Genomic DNA, 15,803 nt, shown 5'->3' with positions numbered 1-15,803 from the left:
CTTGTCCCGCCGATTCATCGGGAAATTCGGGTTTCGCGATGAGTCGTAGAGGCCGACCGTACGGACGAGGATCGGAGCCCACGGAAGGCGACCCCACGCCTGTTCTCCAGGACGGCGGCTTCCTGGGTCCATGGTCCCAAGGAGAAAAGGGCAGGGCGGTGAACCGATCGGGCCCTCCATCCGTTTCTTTCCTTTGGGCGGCGCCATGCGCGGCGGAAGCGCCCCGCGCCCGTCCGGCCGACCAGGGAGTTATGCGTGCCAGAGCCGATACCGACGAAGAAGCTGCCGACCGGTATCCCTGAACTGGACCTGATCCTGCGGGGCGGCCTGCCGTGCCACAGGCTGCACCTGCTCGAAGGCGCTCCCGGTGCGGGCAAGACCACCATCGCCCTCCAGTTCCTGCTGGAAGGGCGCAAGGTGGGCGACCGGGGCCTCTACATCACCCTGTCGGAATCGACCGACGAGCTCGCCGCCTCCGCCGCCAGCCACGGCTGGTCGCTGGACGGCATCGACGTGTTCGACCTGATCCCGATCGAGGCGGAGCTGGACCGGCAGCAGACCGTGCTCTATCCGGCGGAGGTCGAGCTGGGCGAGACGATGCGGCTGATCACCGACCGCATCGCCGCCGACCAGCCCGACCGGGTGGTGATCGACAGCCTGTCGGAGCTGCGGCTGATCGCCCAGGACCAGCTCCGCTACCGCCGGCAGATCCTGGCCCTGAAGCAGGCGCTCCAGAACCGCCGCTGCACCACGCTTGTCCTGGACGACCTGACCAGCTACCCCGCCACCAAGGAGCTGCACAGCCTGATGCACGGCGTCATCTCGCTGGAGATGATCGAGCGGAACTACGGCGCGTCGCGCCGCCGGCTGCGGGTCGCCAAGATGCGCGGCGCCGACTATCAAAGCGGCTGGCACGACTTCGCGATCACGCCGGGCAACGTGCTGGTCTTCCCCAGCCTGATCGCCAAGGAGCACGGCGCCGAGTTCGACTCCTCCAACATGTCGAGCGGCCTCAAGGAACTGGACGACCTGCTCGGCGGCGGGCTGACGCGGGGCACCACCACCATGCTGGTCGGGCCGTCGGGCGTCGGCAAGTCGTCGCTGGCGCTGCAATACGCCATGTCGGCCGTGCGGGCCGGCGAGCACGCCGCCTATTTCTCGTTCGACGAGACCTACGGCACCCTGTCGGACCGCAGCGCCGCCCTGGGTATCGACATCGCCGGGCCGCTCGGGTCCGGCCGGCTCGGCTGGTACCGCGCCAGCCCGTCCCGCCTGTCGCCCGGCGAGTTCGTCTGGCAGGTCCGCCGCCAGGTCGAGGACTTGAACGCCCGCGTCGTCGTGATCGACAGCCTGAACTCCTATATCAGCACCATGCCGGAGGAGACCGCGCTGATCCTCCAGCTCCACGAGCTGCTGAACTACCTGAACAACCAGGGGGTGGTGACCATCCTGATCCTGGCCCAGCAGGGCATCGTCGGCGACGTGGAGAACCCGATGGACCTGTCCTTCATCAGCGACACCGTCGTGCTCCTGCGGTTCTTCGAGGCGGGCGGCGAGGTGCGGAAGGCGATCTCGGTGGTCAAGAAGCGCTCCGGCATCCACGAGCTGGCGATCCGGGAGTTCCAGCTTTTCCCCAACGGCATGAGGGTCGGGCCGCAGCTGCTGAATTTCCGCGGCATCCTGACCGGCGTTCCCAGCTACGACGGTCCGCTGGACCCTTTGCTCGACGGCGAAGAGACCGGCTGAGCGATCCCATGCCGTCAGCTCCCATCCTGATCCTGGCTCCGAAGGGCAGGGACGCCGAGGTGATCCGGCTGGTCATGGACGAGGCCGGCATCCCCGCGCGCGTCTGCGCCGATCTGTCGGAGATCTGCCGCGGCCTGGGCGGGGAAGCGACGGCGCTGCTGGTGACGGAGGAGGCGCTCCTCGCGGGCTATGACGGGTTGCTGGAGTGCCTCGACGCGCAGCCCCCCTGGTCGGACATCCCGGTGATCCTGCTGACTTCCCGGGGGGATGGCAGGGACCGGCGGGCGCGCCTGGACGACTTCGGCCGGCTCGGCAACGTCACGCTGCTGGACCGTCCGCTCCATGCCGACACGCTGAAGAGCGCCGCCCGCGCGGCGGAGCGCGCCCGGCGCCGGCAGTACCGCACCCGTTCGCACCTCCGGCAGATCGAGCAGGCCGCCGGCCAGCTGGAGCGCCGGGTGGCGGAGCAGTCGCGCGACCTGGAGACCGAGACGGCCCAGCGCGAGCGGGTTGAGGAGGCGCTTCGCCAGGCCCAGAAGATGGAGGCGGTCGGCCAGCTCACCGGCGGCGTGGCCCACGACTTCAACAACCTGCTCCAGGCGATCCTGGGCAACCTGGACATGCTCCAGGAGGGGCTGGCGGGACAGGAGCGCCTGCTGCGGTACGTCCGGGCCGCGACCCAGGCGGGCGAGCGCGCCGCGACCCTGACCCGGCGGCTGCTCGCCTTCGCGCGCCGCCAGCCGCTCCAGCCCGGCAGCCTCAGCCTCAACGCGCTGGTCGGCGGCATGCAGGAACTGCTCCAGCGGTCGGTCGGCGAGGCGATCCAGGTCGAGGCGGTCCTGGCCGGCGGCCTGTGGCGGACCTGGGCCGACGCCAACCAGGTCGAGAACGCGCTGCTCAACCTGGCGATCAACGCCCGCGACGCGATGCCGAACGGCGGGCGCCTGACCATCGAGACCGCCAACAGCCACCTGGACGACGCCTATGTGGCCGCGGAGCTGGGGCTTCAGCCGGGGCAGTATGTCGTGCTGTGCGTGACCGACACGGGCACCGGCATGTCGGCCGAGGTGCGGGCCCGGGCGTTCGAGCCTTTCTTCACCACCAAGCCGATCGGACAGGGGACTGGCCTGGGCCTCAGCCAGCTCTACGGTTTCGCGCGGCAGTCCGGCGGGCACGCCGCGATCTATTCCGAGGAGGGCAGGGGCACGACGGTCAAGCTCTACCTGCCGCGCCACCGCGGCCCCGTCCCCGAGGAGGCCGCGCCGGCCCTGCCGGAGCCGGAGGAGGCCGAAGAGGGCGAGACGATCCTGGTGGTCGAGGACGAGGCGCTGGTCCGGCTGCTCCTGGTCCAGTCGCTGGAGGACCGCGGCTACCGGGTGATCGAGGCGCCCGAGCCGCAGGCCGCGATCAAGGTGCTGGAGTCCGACGCCAAGATCGACCTGCTGGCGACCGACGTCGGCCTGCCGGGCCTCAACGGCCGCCAGCTCGCCGAGATCGCGAGACGGGCCAGGCCGGACCTCGCGGTCCTGTTCCTGACCGGCTACGCCCACAACGCCGCGCTGGGCGACGAGCCGCTGGGACCCCGCACCCAGCTTCTCAGCAAGCCCTTCGCGGTCAAGTCGCTGCTGTCCAAGGTCCGCGCCATGCTGGAGGGCGGCGACTGACCCGGCGCGGGGATCCATCGAGGAGGGAGCCGGCCATGGGCTTCATCAGGCTTGTCTGGAAGATACTGTACGATGCGGCGATGGGCTGGATCGACCACGAGGCCATGACCCGGGGAGCGGCCATCGCCTTCTACACCATCTTCGCGCTGGCCCCCTTCGTGATCCTGGTCACCGCCGTCGCCGGGCTGGTCATCGGCGAGGAGGCCGCGCAGGGCGCGCTGATGGACCAGATCGGCCGGCTGATCGGGGACGACGCCGTCACGACCCTGCAAGGGCTGGCCGCCAGGGCCGACGACGCGCGGACCGGAACCCTGGCCGGCATCATCGGCATCGCGACGATCTTCGTGGGTGCCACCACCGTCTTCGCCGAACTCCAGACCTCGCTCAACCGCATCTGGAAGGCCGAGCCGCCCGGGAACTCCACCATCACCTGGCTGGTCAAGGTGCGCCTGAAGGGGCTTGCCCTGATCGGCATGATCGGGTTCCTGCTCATCGTGTCGCTGATCGTCAGCGCGGTCCTCGCGGCCTTCGGCAGGTGGTACGAGAGCCTGATGCCGGACGCCTACGTGCTGGTCTGGACCGTCAACCTGATCAGTTCCCTGGTCGTCTTCACGGTCCTGTTCGCGCTGGTCTACCGGGCGCTGCCGGACACCCGGATCCCCTGGAAGGATCTCTGGCTGGGGGCGGCCGTCACGTCCGTCCTGTTCACCATCGGCAAGTCCCTGATCGGTCTCTACCTCGGCACCAGCGGCGTCACCTCGGCCTATGGCGCCGCCGGGTCCTTCGTGCTGATCCTGCTCTGGGTCTATTACTCCGCCACCATCTTCCTGTTCGGGGCGGAAATCACGCGGTCGTACTCCGAGCATGTGGGAAGTCGCAGCCGAGCCCGTGGGACGCTTCGGGGCGGCGAAGCGGCACCCGCCCGGTGAGGGATCCCGGCGGCACGATCCCGCGTCCCGGCTTCCGGACGAAGCGATCGTCCGGAGAAGAGGGGAGGTTGAAAGATGAAGTTATTCTGACCCCTTTTTACTCGGCTTTACAGCTGATCCGACGCGTTGCGCCATGGGCGCAACCTACGACCTTCGGCCCGCATCACCTCCGCCCTGCATCGAGCCGTAGGTTGCGCCCATGGCGCAACACGGGGCGGCGAGTGGAACGGCAGGCGGCGAGGGCCGGAGCGGTTCAACCTGATCGGTCGCACGGCTTGAGCCGCACGTCGATCGCATCGCGCTCTTTTGCATCCGGGGGCCTGGGCAGCGCGCGGAGGGCGGCCACCGCATCCTTCGCGTTACCGCGCGCCGGATAACTGGTGATGACATCGCCTGCTCAAGGCCGTCGCCTTGCCGCTCGCGCCGGAGCCGGATGGCACCATCGCCCACGACCGCCCGGCGGCGTCCCGGCTTGCGCCGCGCCGTTGCTCAGCGCCACGATGCGGGTTCCGGCATCGCCCAGGGTCCGGAAGGCTTCCCCGGCGTCCGCATGGGGCGAAAGCCGCTTCATGCCGTCCAGCACGTCCGACCGCTGCGCCGCCGTGGCGCTCCGGCCATGCTCCGCCAGCGCCTGCTCCAGGGCCGGGTCCAGGACGCTCCGGAACGGCTGGAAGCGTGCAAAGGATTGTGTTCCTACGACGTAAGCGCTACCATGCCCGGGTCACCACCCGGAAAAGGTCCCGTCATGCCGCTCCCTACCTTTTCGGTCGCAATCATCACAAATGCTGACATAAGGGGGGAGGGGGATGTCATCATCCTGTCTCGGCGGGAGCCGGGGCAGGGCGCGGCGCGGGTCGCAAGATCCCCCCTCGGCCGTCGCCCGTCACCACGGATGCATACGGATGATGACATGAGCCGGGGGGGTGAACCGGGCGGCGATCCTCTACATCTACATCCTCCAGCGGAGGACCGGCGCCAAGCCTCCCTCCGGCCCCGCAAACCCCGTGAATCCCGCGAACAAGGAAACGTCACCATGACCACCAAGCGCGCCCTGCTCGTCATCGACATCCAGAACGACTATTTCCCCGGCGGCCGATGGGAACTGGCCGGGATGGACAAGGCGGCCGCCAACGCCGCCCGGCTGATCGAGTCGGCCCGCGCCGCCGGCGATCCGGTCGTGCATGTCCGGCACGAGTTCCAGTCCGCCGACGCGCCGTTCTTCGCGCCCGGCTCCGACGGCGCCCGCATCCACCCCGCCGTGGCGCCGGCCGAGGGCGAGACCGTGGTGCTGAAGCACTATCCCAACGCCTTCCGCGAGACCGGGCTGAAGGACATCCTCGACCGCGACGGCATAACCGATCTCGTGATCTGCGGCGCCATGAGCCACATGTGCGTGGACGCCGCCACCCGGGCCGCCAAGGACCTGGGCTATGCCTGCACCGTCGTCCACGACGCCTGCGCGTCGCGCGACCTGGAATTCGACGGCGTCCGGGTCCCGGCCGCCCAGGCCCACGCCGCCTTCATGGGCGCGCTGGGATTCGCCTACGCGACCCTCGCCACGACCGACGAGTTCATCGCCGGGGCGTGACCGGCGGGAGTCCTCCGGAAGAAATCGTTGCAGCGGCGCGGCGCTATGTCACACTCACCGGAGCGTCGGACGGGCCGCCAAGGTCCCGCCGCCGCACCGGGACCGGCGCTCCGTCCGTCTTGACGGTCGGGGATGAGCGGTTCCGCAAGGACAAGGATAACGTAACGGGTCCAACGATCCGAACCGGTTCGGGAGGAACAACGATGTCCAGCACCAAGGGACCGCGGCAGCCGTCGCGGCGTGACTTCATCCGTGCCGCCGGCGCTTCCGCCGGGGCGGGCGCCGTCCTGGCCGGCGGCTTCGGCTTCGATCTCGGCTTCAGCCCCGCCTTCGCGGCCGAAATGGCCAAGGAGACCGCGCGGTCGGAAAAGCCGCTCCGAGCCGCCTTCTCCAATGCCGGGCTCCAGGCGACCTGGTGCGCCCAGGGCAAGCGCGCCGCCGAATGGTGGGGCAAGCTGCTCAACGTGGAGATCACCTGGTTCGACGGCGAGCTCAGCGCCACCAAGCAGCGCGCCGCGATCGACAACATGGCGTCCCAGAAGTGGGACTTCGTCGCGATCCAGGCGTTCGGCATCGGCACGCTGACCGCGCCGGTCAACAAGATGATCGACGCCGGCATCCCCGTGCTGGACATGGACACGCTGATCGCCCCGCTGGAGCAGATCAAGGTCCACAGCTTCCTCGCCCCCGACAACGAGTTCATGGGAGCCTCGGTCACCCAGGCCCTGCTGGACGAGATCGGCGGCGCCGGGACCATCATCATGACCCAGGGCGCGCTGGGCCATACCGGCGCCCAGGGGCGGGCCAGGGGATTCGAGTCGGTGGTCAAGAAGTTCCCGAAGGTCGAGGTGCTGGACACCACGCCGGCCGACTGGGACGTGACCAAGGCGGTGCGGATCTGGGAGACCCACCTGACCAAGTATCCCAAGATCGATGCCGCCTTCTTCCATAACGACGACATGGCGCTCGCCGCCTGGAACGTCATGAAGGCCCGGGGCCGCACCGACATCAAGATCGGCGGTGTGGACGCCATGCCGCCCGCGATCCAGGCGGTCAGCGAGGGCCGCATGCACGCGACGGTGCGCAACCCGTCCTGCCGCATCCATGGCGGCGCGGTGCTGGCGGGCGTCGCGGCCGTCGTCAACGGCGAGAAGAGCGGGGAAGGCATTCCCAAGCACATCATCACCGACGGCCCCGTGGTGACCAAGGCGAACGCGCCGGGCATGCAGTGGATGCAGGACCATTACCTGATCTAGCAGTCCCGAGGCTGCCGGTCGTCGATGCCGACGAGGGATACCGGGGTCGGACCACCATTTCCCACCGGCCTTCCCGAAGGGGAGCGTTCAGGGGAAATGGTGGTCCGACCCCGGTATCCCGGCTCCGGCCGACCGACGCCGGCACGGTTCCAACCTTTCGGCGAAAGCACCAGCATGGAAACCGATCCGGCGGCGACCGCGCCGCCGCTCCTGGAGCTGACCGGCATTTCCAAGTCGTTCGGCGGCGTCGCGGCGCTGCGCGAGGTCGACTTCACCCTGCGCGCCGGCGAGATCCACGGTCTCGTCGGCGAGAACGGGGCCGGCAAGAGCACCCTGATGAAGATCATCGCGGGCGTCCACGCCGACTATGGCGGCACGTTCCGGATCGACGGGCAGGACCGGCGGTTCCGCTCCGCCCGCGACGCGCTGAAGGCCGGCATCGGCATGGTCCACCAGGAACTCAGCATCGTGCCCGACCTGTCGGTCGCCGAGAACGTGTTCCTGGGCAGCCAGCCCGTCCGCCGCTTCGGCGTGGTCGACTGGCGGCGGATGAACCTCCTGGCGGCGGAGCACCTGCGCAGCCTGGGCATCGACGTCGATCCCCGGACTCCCATCGGCGCGCTGCCGATCGGGCTCCAGCAGCTGATCGAGATCAGCCGCGTGCTGTTCTCGGGCGCCCGGATCATCATCCTGGACGAGCCGACCTCCGCCCTCTCCCCGCCGGAGATCGAGCGGCTGTTCGGCCTGCTGCGCGGGCTCCGGGCCTCCGGGAAGAGCATGATCTTCATCTCCCACTTCCTGGACGACATCCTGGACGTGTCGGACACGGTGACGATCTTCCGCAACGGCCGGAAGATCGTCACCGCGCCGGCCGCCGGGGCCTCCAAGGGCTGGGTGATCGAGAACATGATCGGCGCCGGCCACGAGGACCTGGAGGAAAGCTACACCTCGGAACTGATGCTCGACAGCAAGCCCGACGCACCCGTGGTGCTGACGGCGTCGGGACTCGGCCACGGGCGGGCGTTCCGCGACGTGTCGCTCGACGTGCGGGCGGGGGAGGTGCTGGGGATCTACGGCTTCATGGGCTCCGGCCAGCTGGAGCTGGCGCGGGCGCTGTTCGGCAAGCTGCGGCCGGACACGGGCACGCTGACCATCGGCGGGCGGCGGGTCGTGCTGAGCGGCACGGCGGCGGCGAAGCGGGCGGGGGTCGCCTTCGTGCCGGAAAGCCGGCGGTCGATGCTGTTCGCCCACGAGCCGGTCTACCGCAACATGTCGATCTCCATCCTGGAGCGGCTGCATCCGGTGCTTCTGCGGCCGGCGGCCGAGCGGGAGATCGCCGGGCGGCACGTGGAGAGCCTGGGCATCCGGCCGCCGCGCGTGGACCAGCCGCTGGGCACCCTGTCCGGCGGCAACCAGCAGAAGGTCGGGCTGGCCAAGTGGCTGACATACCTGCCCAAGGTGCTGGTGCTGAGCGAACCGACCCGCGGCATGGACGTGGGCGCCAAGGAGGACGTGGTCAGGATCGTCCGCTCGCTCCGCGGGCAGGGCGTCGGCATCGTCGTGGTGTCGAGCGAGCCGGAGACGGTGCTGTCCCTGGCCGACCGCATCCTGGTGATGAAGAAGGGCGAGGTCGCCCGCGAGTTCGCCGGCGAGCCGGTGAGCAAGGACAGATTGCTGGACGCCGCCTGAAGCCTATTCCCCTTCGAGCCTTCCACAAGGAACCCAAATGAGCGCACGCGTGACAGAAACCGACCGGGCGGGCAGCGGGAACCAATCCGCCGTGATGAGCTGGCTGCGCGGGCGGCTGAGCAACATAGCGCCCTTCATCACCCTGCTGTTCCTGGTCGCCTTCTTCTCCATCGCCAGCCCGTCCTTCGCGACGCTGGACAATGTCGGCAACATCCTGAACCAGATCTCCATCACGGCGATCATGGCGGTGGGGCTGACCTACGTCATCCTGTGCGCCGAGATCGACCTGAGCGTCGCCAGCGTCGCCAACGCCACCGGCATCGTGCTGGCCTATTTCACGCTCCAGGACACCTACGCCAACATCGCCCACGTGCCGATGCCGGGCTGGGTCGCCATCCTGTTCGCGTTCGGCGCCTGCTTCGCGCTGGGGGCGGTCAACGCCTTCGGCGTGACCCGGATCGGCATCCCGTCCTTCATCATGACGCTCGCCATGCTCCAGATCGGGGCCGGCATCTGCGCCATGCTGGTGCGCGGCCAGATCGCCTACAACGTGCCGCCGCTGGTCCAGACCCTGGGGCAGCAGGCGCTGGGGCCGGTGCCCTACGTGGTGATCGTGGCCGGGCTGTTCCTCCTGGTCGGGCACCTGGTGCTGACATACACGCGGTTCGGCCGCTACGTCTACATGGTCGGCGGCAACCGCGAGGCGGCGGAATATTCCGGCGTCAACGTCAAGCTGGTGATCGCCTCGGTCATGGTCATCTCCGCCGTCTGCTCCGGCGTGGCGGGCATGGTGGGCGTCGCCTATTTCGGCAGCGCCCAGCAGAACGAGTTCGACAGCTACCTGCTCGATTCGATCTCCGCCGTGGTGGTCGGCGGCACCAGCCTGTTCGGCGGGCGCGGCGGCATCGGCAACACGGTCGTGGGATTGCTGGTGCTGGGCGTGCTCAACAACGGGCTGGACCACATCAACATCGACAGCTTCCTGAAGATCCTGATCCGCGGGCTGATCCTGCTGGCGGCCCTGGTCATCAACATCTACGCCCAGCGCCTGCGCACCGCCCAGGCGGCGACTACCCATTAGGTATAACCCGGTATGGCCGGCTGTGGGTTCAGGGATCGTTAACCAACGGATGCGCAAACTTATTGCGCGATGGCCCCTGTAGATACCATAGTATTGGTGATACCAGCATGTTCGACGTTGAATTCCTTTCCCCGGCCGATCGGGAGTTCGAGGCACTGCCGGAAAGCACCCGCAACGAGATCCTCGCGGCGGTGCGGAAGCTCGCGGCGGGCGGTGCGACGACGACCACGGATGCTGGGTTCGCGGTTGCCCGTGCGGCAGGGCAGGTGGCGGTCTGCCAGACCGACACGTATCTTGAAGGTATACAGGTCTTGCTGTTGGTTGATGAAAAACTCTGGGACGAGGGGGCCAAGGCGGCTCCGGACGCGGAGCAGGCGGCGGTGAACCGCGTCGTCTGGCCTTCCGGCCCCGCCTCGTTCCGCGACGCCCGCCTGAACTGCGCCGAGATCTCGGGGCTGGAGGAGGCCATCGCCCGCGAACTGCTCGACATGGGCATGGCGGAGGTGGCGGCGCTCGCGATCGGCTTCGGCTCCTGGGTCGCGGTGTGCGACCTCGACGCCCAGGGCACCGCCTCGGTGCTGCGCCTGCTGCCGCTGGCCGACTACACCGCCCTGGTCGACGACGAGGAGGCCGACCTGTTCATGGGCCTGCCGACCACCGTCCTGGACGGGATCTCCGCCACCCGGCACTGACGGTCCGCCGGAGGATCGGCAAAAGACTGACCAGTCTGCGGAAATAGCATGGCGGTTTGACCGTCCCGGGATGTTACCCACGTCGGGAATTCTCCGTAACCGTGGGTCGCCTCCCGATGAACAGAGTGGCCGCGGAGGACCGGAAGCCGACGCTGGCCGACGATCTCCTGATCGACCGCGAGGATACTTCCGCCTCCGAAACCAAATTGCCCCGCCGCGCCCTGCTGGTGGGGGCGGCGCTGGTGCTGGTGGCGCTGAACCTGCGCCCTGCGCTGTCCAGCCTCGGGCCGATCCTGCCGGAGGTGATCCGCGACACCGGAGTCTCGGCGTTCGGCGCCAGCATCCTGACCACCGCGCCGGTCCTGTGCCTGGGGCTGGCCGGCTTCCTGGCGCCGCGTCTGGCGCGGCGGCTGGGCACGGAGCGCGCCATCGCCCTGTTCCTGCTGGTCCTGGCGGCGGGAACCGCGCTGCGCGGGCTGGGCGCGTTCCCCGGATTGCTGGCCGGGTCGATCGTCGCCGGCCTCGGCATCGGGGTCATCGGCGTGCTGCTGCCGGGGCTGGTCAAGCGCGACTTCCCGGCCCATGCCAGCCTGATGACCGGCGTCTATACCATGGCGCTGTGCGCCGGGGCCGCAGGCGCCGCCGGATCGACGGTCCCGCTCCAGGCGGCGTTCGACGGAAGCTGGGCGGCGGCGCTGGCCGCCTGGGCCCTGCCGGCGGTGGTCGCGGCGCTGGTCTGGTTCCCGCTGGCCGACCGCAGCGGGCGCGGCTCGGCCCGGCCGCCGACGCTGCCGGTGCTCGGGCTGTGGCGCGATCCGCTGGCCTGGCAGGTCACCTTCTACATGGGCCTGCAATCGGCGGTCGCCTATATGGTGTTCGGCTGGCTGGCGCCGATCCTGCGGGACCGCGGCCTGGACCCGGTCATGGCCGGGCTGGTGGTCTCCTGCTCGATCATGGTCCAGATCCCGGCGGCGCTGGCCGCCCCGCTGCTGGCGGCCCGGCGCCCGTCGCAGAGCCTGGCGGCGGTCGTCCTGATGGGCTCCACCCTGGCGGGGATCCTGGGCTTCTTCCACGCGCCGCTGGGCTCGGTCTGGGTGTGGGCGGTGCTGCTGGGGATCGGGCAGGGCGGCAACTTCGCGCTGGCCCTGACCATCATCGTGCTGCGGTCCAAGGACAGCCATGTCGCCGCATACCTCTCGGGCATGGCGCAGAGTGTCGGCTACACCCTCGCCGCCTGCGGGCCGCTGGGGGTCGGGCTGCTGCACGATTGGACCGGCGGCTGGCAGGCGGTCGGCCTGCTGTTCGTCGGCGTCTGCCTGGTCGCGGCCCTGTTCGGCATCGCCGCCGGGCGCGACCGTCACGTCCTGCCGTCCCGGCGAACCCCTTGAAGCATCGACCATGCCGTTCATCCTGATCCTGGGCCTGGCCGGTTTCGCCAGCGCCCTGTCCCTGCGGGCGACCGACCCGCTGCTGCCGGTGCTGGCGGCCGACCTGGGCGTGACCCTGCGGGAGGCGGCGCTGCTCGCCTCCGCCTATACGCTGCCCTACGCGATCATGCAGCTCGTGCTCGGCCCGGTCGGCGACGCGATCGGCAAGATCCGGCTGATCCGCATCTCGCTGGCGGTGCTGACGGTCGGGCTGGCGCTGTCGGCGCTGGCGCCCGGCTACGGCAGCGTGCTGGCGGCGCGGGCGCTGGCCGGCGGCTTCGCGGGCGGGGTGATCCCGGCCTCCATGGCGCTGATCGGCGACCGGGTCGCCTATGCGGAACGCCAGTTCTCGATCAGCCGCTTCCTGGTCGCGGTGATCTTCGGCCAGCTTTCCGGCTCCGCCGTCTCGGGCGCCCTGGCCGAGGTGGCGGGCTGGCGCGCGGTGTTCGCCCTGTCGGCGGTGGTGGCGGGGCTGGCGCTCGCGGCGTCCCTGCTGTTCCTGGACGGCGAGCGGACCCGGGGCGAGCTGTCGCTGGGCGGCTCCATCGCGCGCTACCGGACGGTGCTGGCGAACCCGGCCTCGCTGTTCGTCTTCGCCACGGTGGCGGGGGAGGGGATCCTGATCTTCGGCGTCTTCCCCTTCGTCGCCCCCATGCTGGTGCCCCACGGCGGCACCGGCTCGCTGGAGGCGGGGATCGCGATCTCCGGCTTCGCGGTCGGCGGCATCCTCTACAGCCTGGCGGTGCGCCGGCTGGTCGCCGGGCTGGGGCAATGGGGCATGATGCGGATCGGCGGCGCGGTGGCGGGCCTCGCCTACATGCTGGTCGCCACGCCGCTGCCCTGGACCGCCGTCGCCGGCCTGTTCGTGGTGGCGGGGTTCGGCTTCTACATGCTGCACAACACCATGCAGACCCAGGCGACGGAACTGGCTCCCGGCGCCCGCGGCTCCGCGCTGGCGCTGTTCGCCTCGTCCTTCTTCCTGGGCCAGGGGCTCGGGCCGATCCTCGCCGGCCCGATCTCCCACGCCTACGGTTTCGGCACCCTGTTCGTCCTTTCCGGCCTGCTCACCGTCGGCCTCGGCCTGGGAGCGGCCTGGCTGATCAAGTCCCGTTAAAGAAGCAGCGCCTTCTCGCGGTGGACCTCGCCGGACATCCTGGCCGTTTCCCGCTGGTCCATGACCTGGCGCAGCTTCGGGAAATCGACCTCCTCCTCCTGGTCGACATGGTGTTCGATCAGCCGCCTCAATTCCCCGGCGCGGGTCCGCCAGCGCGGATCGTCCTTGGGGATCTGTTCCAGCGCATAGAGATGCATCTTCATCTCGGCATGCTCGCTGTAGAGCTGCCTCGTATGCTCGACGGCCTGGGCGCGGTCGTGGAGCAGCGGGTAGACCACGTCCTCCTCCGCCATGGCATGGGCGGCCAGGCGGTGCTTCAGGCGGAGCAGCAATTGCGTCCGGTCGAAGACGGCGCGGTCGGGACTATGCTCCATCCGATCCAGCAGCGACAGGATGATCCGGTGGTCCCGCGCCAGCGCATCGAAGGCGTCGCGGCCTGCCGAAGCCCGCGCCGTTCCCGCCGCCTGCGCCACGACCGGGGGCAGCAGCCGGCTGGCGATCAGGGCCGCGGCGGCACCGCCGGCGAAGGCCAGGAGGCCGCGCATCGAAATCCAGTCCGCATCTCTCCGCATCACGTGTTTCCTTTGGTTTTCCAAGCCTCAGGAACCGCAACAGGATTCGGGCGGCACCGTTGCGCAGGGTGCCGTCCGCGGACGCCGTCCCTCCGGAAGGTCGCGCCGGTGCCGGAGGAACTTCATTTTCCATAAGATAGATTATGGCTTAATTGAATGACCCTACGGTACGGAACCGGCCGGGATCCGCCTATGGCGTTCCCCTGCCCGCTCCGGGCGTGATGCCGCCCCAGCGGCCGATCGTGTGGAAGCGGTCCGGTTCAAGAAACTCGGGCTCGGTGACGGGCCAAGGGGCCATCTTCGCCATGTCCGGGGCGACCGCGTGCAGGGCGGCCTGCACTTCCGGGTCCTCGCTCGCGGTCGCGAGGGCATCCGGATCGGTCCAGCGGAGCTGGGCTGCCTCGAAGCGGGCATAGATGCGCCCCGTGGCGCGGTCGGCCAAGTTCACCCGCGCGAACTTCCGGACACAGCGGGCCAGGTATCCCGCGTTGTTTTCCGCGGCCATCGTCGCCTGGTCCGGATAGACTTCTTCTCGCCGCCGGGCATCGACGTTGATCTTCCGATATCGCTCCAGGTTGAGTATGCACCGGACGTCCAGGATGTTCATCTCGCCGCTCCAGCCGAACGCGGCCGTGAGAGGCACCTCTCCGCGCGGGACGCTGTTGTCGAGGAACTCGAAGTGGACGGACATGTTCGGGTCCAGCGCGCGCCCGAACAGGATGTCCTGCATTCCCGTATAGGCCTCCACGTTGTGCGCGAGCAGATCGTCCACCGACTTGTATCGGCCGACTTCCAGGCCGCGCTGCCAGGCGCGCTCGACCGTCTCCTCGGGAGGAGTCACCATGAACAGGTAGCAGAGCAGGTTGCCGAAGCGGGACGGCAGGTGCTTGCTTTCGTCCGAGTGGAGCGCGAAGCTGTCGAAACGGAAGCGATCGATCAGGAGGTGGGAGGTCTGCCGCTTGTCGCCCTTGCGCACGAGGTGGGCGTCGAGCTTGCGGTCGATCAGCGTGACTTCCTGGCTGGTGAGCATCCCCGCGTACTTGTACAAGGGACCCAGTGAATCGAAGTCGAGCAGGGCCTTTCTCCAGGTATCGGGGCTTATCAGCGCGAAGTCGTTCCACTGGATGCCCATCTTCGCGGCCAGCTTCCTTTGCAGGGGCCGCATCGTGCTCTTCCCCGATGCGGAAGCGCCCTTGGTCAGCATGGTGACCGGCCGACCCTGGGCGGGGATCTGCCGAAACCCTTCCCGTTGCGCGACGTCGCGGATCTTCGGTTCGAGGAACCGGCCGATGACGCTGCCGCCATAGTCGTTGCAGGCGAGGCCCAGGGCGAGGGACGGAAGGAACGTGCGCTCTCCCAGGATCCGGCCGTGCTTCAGCCGGGTGGCCGAAGCGACCCTCACGAGCGACCGGAAGGCAGCCTTCTCCAGCGCCGCCTCGCTCGCGTGCGCCCGCATGCTCCACGCGCGGACGACCCGCTCGTCGCGGTCCCACTCGCTTTCCACGGCGGGCGCCGCCGCGACGCCGGGCGACCTGCGGAACCAGGCCCAGAAACCGCGCGGAGCCGTGTCCCGCTCCCTGCCGGGATCGGTCGGGGAACGGCGGAACGAACCCGACAGTTCGCTTCCGATGAAGGTCTCAAGCTCGGATCCCGCCTGACGGTACAGGTCGTCGAGCTGGGATCGGTGCGGTTCCACGACCAGCGTCATGAGCGTCTGGGTCATGCGCCGCAGGTTCATGCCCAGGCTGCTGACGCTCGCGTCTTCGGGATCGGGGATCTCGTAGTCCGCCGTGACCCGTACCAGCACCTCGTGCAGGGCCAGCCGTTCCGGCCGGAAGATCGCCAGATCCTCCAGGGACAATCCGGTGACGTCCCGGAGTTCCATGGCTTGCGCGATGTCGTTGAAGGAGTTCTCCGGCCGGAAAATGGTCGAGAGCGCCAGCAGTTCGCGCGTGAACCCCGATTGGATGCCTGGATTCCAGGGACCCTCGGGGCGGTCGTCGCTATCCCCGTCGTTTCTTCGCATGGTCGGGCATACCCAGTTG

Annotated in this window: 12 protein-coding genes; 10 read left to right on the top strand and 2 right to left on the bottom strand. The window is 69.1% G+C overall.

The features are described from left to right. Nucleotides 1-255 precede the first annotated feature (255 nt). From IGS68_RS32785 to IGS68_RS32740, 10 genes are all read left to right on the top strand, one after another. Nucleotides 256-1,746 carry an ATPase domain-containing protein gene (locus tag IGS68_RS32785; protein WP_201082960.1) on the top strand — a complete coding sequence of 497 codons (1,491 nt, stop codon included), beginning with the start codon at nucleotides 256-258 and terminating at the stop codon, nucleotides 1,744-1,746. An 8-nt stretch (nucleotides 1,747-1,754) separates the two neighbouring features. Further along, the gene (locus tag IGS68_RS32780; protein ID WP_201082958.1) at nucleotides 1,755-3,410 is read left to right on the top strand and encodes an ATP-binding protein; all 1,656 of its coding nucleotides are present in this window, start codon (nucleotides 1,755-1,757) and stop codon (nucleotides 3,408-3,410) included. A gap of 35 nt (nucleotides 3,411-3,445) precedes the next feature. Next, nucleotides 3,446-4,339 (top strand): YihY/virulence factor BrkB family protein, encoded by an 894-nt coding sequence (locus IGS68_RS32775; RefSeq protein WP_201082957.1) that lies wholly within the window; start codon nucleotides 3,446-3,448, stop codon nucleotides 4,337-4,339. A 1,033-nt stretch (nucleotides 4,340-5,372) separates the two neighbouring features. Continuing rightward, a complete protein-coding gene (locus tag IGS68_RS32770; RefSeq protein ID WP_201082956.1) occupies nucleotides 5,373-5,927 on the top strand; it encodes a cysteine hydrolase family protein in 555 nt (184 codons plus the stop codon). 203 nt (nucleotides 5,928-6,130) lie between these two features. Continuing rightward, complete coding sequence (locus IGS68_RS32765; protein WP_201082955.1) at nucleotides 6,131-7,183, top strand: sugar ABC transporter substrate-binding protein; 1,053 nt, start codon at nucleotides 6,131-6,133, stop codon at nucleotides 7,181-7,183. A 174-nt stretch (nucleotides 7,184-7,357) separates the two neighbouring features. Then, nucleotides 7,358-8,872: a sugar ABC transporter ATP-binding protein gene (locus IGS68_RS32760; RefSeq protein ID WP_201082954.1), complete on the top strand. Its 1,515-nt coding sequence runs from the start codon at nucleotides 7,358-7,360 to the stop codon at nucleotides 8,870-8,872. Between the two features lie 94 nt (nucleotides 8,873-8,966). Continuing rightward, nucleotides 8,967-9,953: an ABC transporter permease gene (locus IGS68_RS32755; protein WP_247881516.1), complete on the top strand. Its 987-nt coding sequence runs from the start codon at nucleotides 8,967-8,969 to the stop codon at nucleotides 9,951-9,953. 107 nt (nucleotides 9,954-10,060) lie between these two features. Further along, entirely contained in the window at nucleotides 10,061-10,645 is a 585-nt protein-coding gene (locus IGS68_RS32750) for a hypothetical protein (protein WP_201082952.1), read from the top strand. 116 nt (nucleotides 10,646-10,761) lie between these two features. Next, nucleotides 10,762-12,033 carry a CynX/NimT family MFS transporter gene (locus IGS68_RS32745; protein ID WP_201082950.1) on the top strand — a complete coding sequence of 424 codons (1,272 nt, stop codon included), beginning with the start codon at nucleotides 10,762-10,764 and terminating at the stop codon, nucleotides 12,031-12,033. A 10-nt stretch (nucleotides 12,034-12,043) separates the two neighbouring features. Then, complete coding sequence (locus IGS68_RS32740; protein WP_201082948.1) at nucleotides 12,044-13,186, top strand: MFS transporter; 1,143 nt, start codon at nucleotides 12,044-12,046, stop codon at nucleotides 13,184-13,186. On the opposite strand, the gene IGS68_RS32735 is transcribed toward IGS68_RS32740, so the two are convergent. Together IGS68_RS32735 and IGS68_RS32730 are read right to left on the bottom strand one after the other, a co-directional pair. Next, a complete protein-coding gene (locus IGS68_RS32735; RefSeq protein ID WP_201082946.1) occupies nucleotides 13,183-13,758 on the bottom strand; it encodes a hemerythrin domain-containing protein in 576 nt (191 codons plus the stop codon). The two genes, IGS68_RS32740 and IGS68_RS32735, sit on opposite strands and share 4 nt — an antisense overlap. 190 nt (nucleotides 13,759-13,948) lie before the next feature. After that, entirely contained in the window at nucleotides 13,949-15,784 is a 1,836-nt protein-coding gene (locus tag IGS68_RS32730) for a DEAD/DEAH box helicase family protein (RefSeq protein WP_201082944.1), read from the bottom strand. Between the last annotated feature and the right edge of the window lie 19 nt (nucleotides 15,785-15,803).

The sequence above is a fragment of the Skermanella sp. TT6 genome (assembly GCF_016653635.2).
Taxonomy (GTDB): Bacteria; Pseudomonadota; Alphaproteobacteria; order Azospirillales; family Azospirillaceae; genus Skermanella; species Skermanella cutis.
The sequence above is the reverse complement of the archived record's forward strand: the minus strand, read 5'-3'. Positions and strand labels throughout refer to the sequence as shown.

What these genes read in the sequence shown, in the direction of transcription:
- IGS68_RS32780 (WP_201082958.1), top strand. Translation starts at nt 1,755, where the DNA reads ATGCCGTCAGCTCCCATCCTGATCCTGGCTCCGAAGGGCAGGGACGCC.
- IGS68_RS32775 (WP_201082957.1), top strand. Translation starts at nt 3,446, where the DNA reads ATGGGCTTCATCAGGCTTGTCTGGAAGATACTGTACGATGCGGCGATG.
- IGS68_RS32770 (WP_201082956.1), top strand. Translation starts at nt 5,373, where the DNA reads ATGACCACCAAGCGCGCCCTGCTCGTCATCGACATCCAGAACGACTAT.
- IGS68_RS32765 (WP_201082955.1), top strand. Translation starts at nt 6,131, where the DNA reads ATGTCCAGCACCAAGGGACCGCGGCAGCCGTCGCGGCGTGACTTCATC.
- IGS68_RS32760 (WP_201082954.1), top strand. Translation starts at nt 7,358, where the DNA reads ATGGAAACCGATCCGGCGGCGACCGCGCCGCCGCTCCTGGAGCTGACC.
- IGS68_RS32755 (WP_247881516.1), top strand. Translation starts at nt 8,967, where the DNA reads ATGAGCTGGCTGCGCGGGCGGCTGAGCAACATAGCGCCCTTCATCACC.
- IGS68_RS32750 (WP_201082952.1), top strand. Translation starts at nt 10,061, where the DNA reads ATGTTCGACGTTGAATTCCTTTCCCCGGCCGATCGGGAGTTCGAGGCA.
- IGS68_RS32745 (WP_201082950.1), top strand. Translation starts at nt 10,762, where the DNA reads ATGAACAGAGTGGCCGCGGAGGACCGGAAGCCGACGCTGGCCGACGAT.
- IGS68_RS32740 (WP_201082948.1), top strand. Translation starts at nt 12,044, where the DNA reads ATGCCGTTCATCCTGATCCTGGGCCTGGCCGGTTTCGCCAGCGCCCTG.
- IGS68_RS32735 (WP_201082946.1), bottom strand. Translation starts at nt 13,758, where the DNA reads ATGCGGAGAGATGCGGACTGGATTTCGATGCGCGGCCTCCTGGCCTTC.
- IGS68_RS32730 (WP_201082944.1), bottom strand. Translation starts at nt 15,784, where the DNA reads ATGCGAAGAAACGACGGGGATAGCGACGACCGCCCCGAGGGTCCCTGG.